Source organism: Natrinema soli (assembly GCF_028618695.1).
Map to the genome: position 1 here is coordinate 1 of NZ_JAQIVI010000251.1, position 6,009 is coordinate 6,009.

The 6,009-nt window shown below is 66.0% G+C and carries 7 protein-coding genes and 1 pseudogene; 6 read left to right on the forward strand and 2 right to left on the reverse strand.

Going from position 1 to position 6,009, the window contains the following annotated elements; all coding sequences use genetic code 11:
- Window positions 1–442: ACT domain-containing protein (locus PGX04_RS15950; RefSeq protein WP_273739413.1), on the forward strand; the 442-nt coding region annotated here is incomplete at its 5' end.
- Between the two features lie 63 nt (window positions 443–505).
- On the opposite strand, the gene PGX04_RS15955 is transcribed toward PGX04_RS15950, so the two are convergent.
- The gene (locus PGX04_RS15955) at window positions 506–664 is read right to left on the reverse strand and encodes a hypothetical protein (RefSeq protein WP_273739414.1); all 159 of its coding nucleotides are present in this window, start codon (window positions 662–664) and stop codon (window positions 506–508) included.
- Window positions 665–788: 124 nt separating this feature from the next.
- On the opposite strand from PGX04_RS15955, the gene PGX04_RS15960 reads away from it, so the two are divergent.
- Both PGX04_RS15960 and PGX04_RS15965 read left to right on the forward strand, forming a co-directional pair.
- Entirely contained in the window at window positions 789–1,247 is a 459-nt protein-coding gene (locus PGX04_RS15960) for a peroxiredoxin (RefSeq protein ID WP_273739415.1), read from the forward strand.
- A gap of 59 nt (window positions 1,248–1,306) precedes the next feature.
- Window positions 1,307–1,726: an Hsp20/alpha crystallin family protein gene (locus PGX04_RS15965; RefSeq protein ID WP_273739416.1), complete on the forward strand. Its 420-nt coding sequence runs from the start codon at window positions 1,307–1,309 to the stop codon at window positions 1,724–1,726.
- A 32-nt stretch (window positions 1,727–1,758) separates the two neighbouring features.
- Here the strand turns inward: PGX04_RS15965 and PGX04_RS15970 are convergent, their stop codons facing one another.
- Window positions 1,759–2,529, reverse strand: coding sequence for an SDR family NAD(P)-dependent oxidoreductase (locus PGX04_RS15970; RefSeq protein ID WP_273739417.1), 771 nt, complete (start codon window positions 2,527–2,529; stop codon window positions 1,759–1,761).
- Window positions 2,530–2,563: 34 nt separating this feature from the next.
- Between PGX04_RS15970 and PGX04_RS15975 the strand changes: the two genes are divergently transcribed.
- The 3 genes and pseudogenes from PGX04_RS15975 to PGX04_RS15985 form a co-directional block, all read left to right on the forward strand.
- Window positions 2,564–2,686, forward strand: a complete 123-nt coding sequence (locus PGX04_RS15975) for a hypothetical protein (RefSeq protein ID WP_273739418.1) — start codon at window positions 2,564–2,566, stop codon at window positions 2,684–2,686.
- A gap of 83 nt (window positions 2,687–2,769) precedes the next feature.
- A complete protein-coding gene (leuS, locus tag PGX04_RS15980; protein ID WP_273739419.1) occupies window positions 2,770–5,427 on the forward strand; it encodes a leucine--tRNA ligase in 2,658 nt (885 codons plus the stop codon).
- 352 nt (window positions 5,428–5,779) lie between these two features.
- Window positions 5,780–6,009: pseudogene (locus tag PGX04_RS15985) on the forward strand (methyl-accepting chemotaxis protein); the annotation flags it as partial.

Genomic DNA, 6,009 nt, shown 5'->3' on the forward strand with positions numbered 1-6,009 from the left:
GGGCGTCGAGTTCGCCCGCGACGATCCCTCCATCGCGGGGATCGGCCACCCGGCCAACGCCGAGGACGGCGTCGACCTCGAGGTGCTGGCCGAGGACATCCAGGATCAGGACTCGAACGCGACGCGCTTTTTGGCGATCGCACCCGCTGCGGAGCGCTCGACGGGCGGCGGCAAGACCTCGCTGGTGGTCTACCCGAACGCGAACTATCCCGGCCTGCTGCTCGAGTTGCTCGAGCCGTTCGCGGATCGGGATATCAACCTGACCCGCGTCGAGTCCCGGCCGAGCGGCCAGCGACTGGGCGACTACGTCTTCCACGTCGACTTCGAGGCCGGGCTCTACGAGTCGCGGACGAGCGAAGCGATCGAGGAGCTCGAGGAGCTCGCCGAGAACGGCTGGGTGCGACGGCTCGGCTCGTACGACACGGAACACGTCGTCGAGTAGCGGTTCGAGAAATCGAGCGAACGGACCGGCACGAACGCGGCGGAAACTGGCTGACGGAGACGCTCACTCCGTGGTCGTACTGCCTTCGGGACGGATCCACTCGCGAATCCGATCGGCGTAGGTGGCCACACCGAGTCCCGCGACGAACGTCAGGAACGAGGGGACGAGGATCCACAGGAGGTCGGGGTGCTCCGAACCGGTGTGCAGGGCGATATCGATCATGGGTCGATAGAGGCGAACGGGTGGGATAATTCGACCGACACGGGCAGAATTGACCGTTTCCGATACTACGCCACGGCCACACTGGACCACAAACTGTTATTTCGCGCCCTGCGCTACCACGGGTATGCCACTCGCTGCAGGCGACGACGCGCCGACCGTGACCGCACGCAATCAGGACGGCGAGGAGGTCTCGCCGGCGTTCGAGGAGCCGACGGTCGTCTATTTCTACCCGAAAGACGACACGCCGGGGTGTACGGTCGAGGCGAACCAGTTCCAGCGCGAGCGCGAGACCTATCGCGACGCCGGCGTCGACGTCTACGGCGTCTCGCGGGACGACGTCGACTCCCACGAGTCGTTCTGTGCGTCGGAGGGCCTCGAGTTCGATCTGCTGGCCGATCCCGACGCCGAGATCGCCGACGCGTTCGACGTCGAACTGCGCGACAGCGGCGTGACCACCCGGACGACGTTTTTGCTGGCCGACGGCGAAGTGCAGGCGGTCTACGAGGGCGTCGACCCCGACGGTCACGCGCGGGAGGTCCTGCTCGACGCGCTCGACGACGGGCTCGTTACGCTTCCCGAGTAGCAACTTCTGTCGTCGCACTGCGGGCAGAATTTATCCCGGTCGGGAACCTACGATCGAGTATGCGACGCAATCCGTTCGACAATATCGAGGAGATGCTCGACCGCGTGAGCCGACAGGTCGAAGAGGGCATGACCGCAGGCGGGCTGCAGGTCCCCGGCTCGGTGCCGGTCGACGTCGCCGACACCGACGAGCAGTACGTCGTGACGGCCGACCTCCCCGGCTACGAGACCGACGACATCGAGCTGACGCTCTCGGACGGCACGCTGCGCCTCGAGGCCAACCGGACCGACGAGGAGGAGTACCCCGAGGGCCGATACCTCCGGCGCGAGCGGACCGAAACGTCGGCGAGTCGCCGGATTCGCCTGCCCGAGCCGGTCGACGAGGAGTCCGTCGACGCCGGCTTCGAGAACGGCGTGCTGACGGTCCGGCTGCCGAAGGTCTCGAGCGGCGAGGACTCGCGGCGGATCGATATCGAGTGACTCTCGAGCGGTGACGTCACCACGGCACTCGATCAGTACCACGCCCCGCCCGACGAGACGTTGATGTCCTGCCCGGTGACGTGTCGTGACGCCGCGCTCGCGAGGTGGACGGCCATGTCGGCGACCTCCTCGGGCGGGACCAGTTCGTCGATCACGAGGCTCTCGAGGACCTCGCCCTCGACCGCCTCCGCTGTGACGCCCGCCGCCTCGGCCTGTCGCTCGAAGACGCTGCGGATTCGCTCGCCCTCGACCGGGCCGGGACAGATCGCGTTGACGGTGACGTCGTCGTCACCGAACTCGGCCGCCAGCGCGCGGGTCACCCCGATCAGGCCCATCTTCGAGGCGGCGTAGGGTGTCCGGTTCGGATAGGGGCGCTTGCCGCCGATCGACGAGATGTTGACGACGCTGCCCCGCTCGGACTCTCGCAGATGCGGGGCCGCTGCCCGCGTGACGCGAGCCACGCCGACGACGTTGACGTCGAGGGTCTCGAGCCACTCGCCGTCGGTCGTCTCCTCGAGCGGCGCGGTGGGGCCGGCGATCCCCGCGTTGTTCACGAGACAGTCTAGCCCGCCGAAGGTGTCGACGGTCTCGTCGAGCGCATCGGCCACCGATTCCGTGTCGGTCACGTCGGTCTCGATCGCCAGCGTTCGATCGGGGGCGTCGATCTGGGACTCCGTTTCGTAGATGCCGTCGCTCCTGGCTGCGAGCGCGACGTTCGCACCCTCGTCGGCGAACGCGACGGCGATTTCGCGTCCGAGTCCCTGGCTCGCACCCGTGACGAAGACAGTGGAATCTGCTACCATACCCCAGAATGGGGCGAGACGAGAATAAAACCGCTTGCCTCCCGGAACCGGTCGGGACGAGCGTTCGGTACGGCTCGAGGTGGCGATCGATCGAGTCGACGGCCGCCGACAGTTCTGCGAACCGGTCGCCGCTCCGTTGCGGCGGCTCGAGGGGTAGTTTGACGGGGCCGTCGGACGACCTGACGGGGTACGGTATGGAAAGCTATAGGGCGGCGTCCCCTCCTATACGTATATAAGCAAATGAGCGACGCGGGATACGACCACGCGACGGTCGAACGGCGCTGGCAGGAGGCGTGGGACGAGGCGGACGTCTATCGGACGCCCGACGACGTCGAGGATCCGACGTACGTCCTCGGAATGTACCCGTATCCGTCGGGCAAACTCCACATGGGCCACGTCCGCAACTACACGATCACGGACGCGTACGCTCGGTATCGCCGGATGCGCGGCGACGACGTCCTCCATCCGATGGGATGGGACGCGTTCGGTCTCCCCGCGGAGAACGCGGCCAAAGAGCGCGACACGAATCCCCGCGACTGGACGTTCGACTGCATCGAGACGATGACCGAACAGATGGAGTCGATGGGCTTTGGCTACGACTGGGAGCGGGAGATCGCCACCTGCACGCCGGAGTACTACCGGTGGAACCAGTGGCTCTTCGAGCGGTTCCACGAGGAGGGCCTCGTCGAGCGCCGCGACGCCGAGGTCAACTGGTGTCCCCACTGCGAGACCGTCCTCGCCGACGAGCAGGTCGAGGGCGAGGCGGAGCTCTGCTGGCGCTGCGATACGCCCGTCGAACAGCGCGAACTCGAGCAGTGGTTCCTGAAGATCACCGAATACGCCGACGAGTTACTGGAAGCGATCGACGAGCTCGAGGGGTGGCCCAACTCGGTCCGCCAGATGCAGCGCAACTGGATCGGCCGGCAGTACGGTAGCGAGGTCAACTTCGATATCGAGGGACACGGCGCTGTGACCGCGTTCACGACCCGCATCGACACCATCCACGGTGCGACGTTCTTCGCGCTCGCGCCAGACCACCCGATCAGTGAGGAATTGGCCGAAGAGAACGACGACGTCCGTCACTTCATCGAGGAGGAAGCCGACCCGGACGGCGACGATCCCAACGGCGTCGAGACGGGACTCACCGCGACGAATCCCGTCACGGGCGAGGAGATTCCCGTCTACGTCGCGGACTTCGTCCTCTCGGACGTCGGGACCGGCGCGCTGATGGCCGTGCCGGCCCACGACGAGCGCGACCACGCCTTCGCCGAGAAGAAGGGCATCGAGATCAGGCCCGTCATCGCGCCCGAACCGGACGACTGGACCGGTGAGACGATTCCCGACGCACCCGACGTGAGCGAGGAAGCGTATACCGACGACGGCATCCTCGTCGACTCCGGCGAATACTCGGGCCTCGAGAGCGAGACGGCCCGCGAACGGCTGACCGAGGACGTCGAGAGCGCCGAGGAGGCCACGCAGTACCAGCTTCGCGACTGGGGGATCTCCCGCCAGCGCTACTGGGGCACCCCGATTCCGGTGATCCACTGCGACGACTGTGGCCCCGTCACGGTCCCCGAGGAGGAGCTACCGGTCGAGTTACCGGAGTTCATCAACACCACCGGGAACCCGCTGGACGCCGCCGAGGAGTGGAAGCAGACCACGTGTCCCGACTGCGGCGGCGAGGCCGTCCGCGAGACCGACACGATGGATACCTTCGTCGACTCCTCGTGGTACTTCCTGCGGTACATCTCGCCCGGTCTCGAGGACGCGCCCTTCGACCGCGAGCGGGCCAACGACTGGATGCCCGTCGATCAGTACGTCGGCGGCATCGAACACGCCGTGATGCACCTGCTCTACTCGCGCTTTTTCACGAAGGTGCTCGCCGATCACGAGGGGTTAGCGCACCGCGAGCCCTTCACGAACTTGCTCGCGCAGGGGATGGTCCAGCTCGAGGGCGAGAAGATGTCCAAATCGAAGGGGAACGTCGTCTCGCCCCAGCGGATCGTCGAGGAGTACGGGGCCGACACTGCGCGGCTGTTCATGATGCAAGCCGCCCAGCCCGAGCGCGACTTCGACTGGAGCGAGGAGGGCGTTCGGTCGACCTACGCCTTCCTCGATCGCCTGAAGGGGATGGTCGAACAGTACGTGACGAACGAACCCGACGGCGACGACGACGCCGTCGCGAGCTACGTCGACGCGGAGATCGACGCGACGATCGCCATCGCCAGCGACGAGTACGACGACCTGACGTTCAACAAGGCGCTGCGTGAAACGCAGGGTCTGACGCGGACGCTGCGGCAATACGCCAATCACACCGAACCCCACGCCGAGACCTACGAACGCGGGCTGTCGGCCGTCGTTCGACTGCTCTCGCCGGTCGCACCGCACATCGCGGAGGAGTTGCACGACGAGCTGGGCGGCGAGGGCTTCGCTGCGAACGCCGAGTGGCCGACCGCCGACGTCGACCACAACTACGTCGTGAAGCGGCGCCGACTGGTCGAGAACACCCGCGAGGACATCCGCGACATCGTCGAGGTCGCCGGGATCGAGGATCCGACGGCGATCGACATCGTCATCGCGCCCGACTGGAAGTACGACGCCCTCGAAATCGCGATCGAGAGCGACGCCGACAACCTTATCGGCGAACTCATGCAGGAAAGTCACATCCGCGAGCAGGGCGACGCCGCGGCCGACTACGGACAGGACCTGCAGGCCGAACGCGAGGCGCTGTCGATGACGCTCGGGCCGGACGACGAACACGCGGCGCTCAAGTCCGCCGCGTGGCTGATCGAACGCGAGTTCGAGGCGCCGGTGACCGTCGTCGCCGCCGATGAGGCTCCCGACGCCGTCCTGAAAAACGCCGCACCCGGCCGGCCGGCGATCGAGATCGACGACTGATCGAGCATCTCCTCGCGGGTAACCGCCGCTTCCAATCGGGTCGGCCCTCCGTTCCGGCGAGCGGTCGGTCGATGGTGTCTCCAAACTGTGTCGGATATTCGACCACAGACCGACGAGCATCGGGTAGCGGACGTCCACTGGCACCGGCGACCAATTCGAATCGGCACCAGCGTGGTTTCATACCCGCTGATACCCCGACTCTCTCGCCACCTTCGTTCCGTTGATACTAATTTACAGTATATATTGAATTAGCATCTATCGTGGGTTTCCGTTCTACCAATACATTCAATTGGCCTGCCTGTTCAGTATCACGGAAGAGCGTTCGCAGCGTCGGCTGCTCGACTCAGGTACAATGGCACTCGAGGACTACATCCCCGATCGGTTCAGGAAAACGTACAGTGTAAAGATCGGTCTCATATTCGTGGCGATCGCCCTGGTGACGCTGGTCGTCTCGGCGGTATTCTTCGCGCACGTCTCCGGTGCGGTCGGCCCGGCAGCAGCGGACCACTTCAGCGACCGGACCGACGACCGCAGCGACGTCGCGGAGACGTGGCTCGAGACGAACGCGGAGACGGCGGCGGG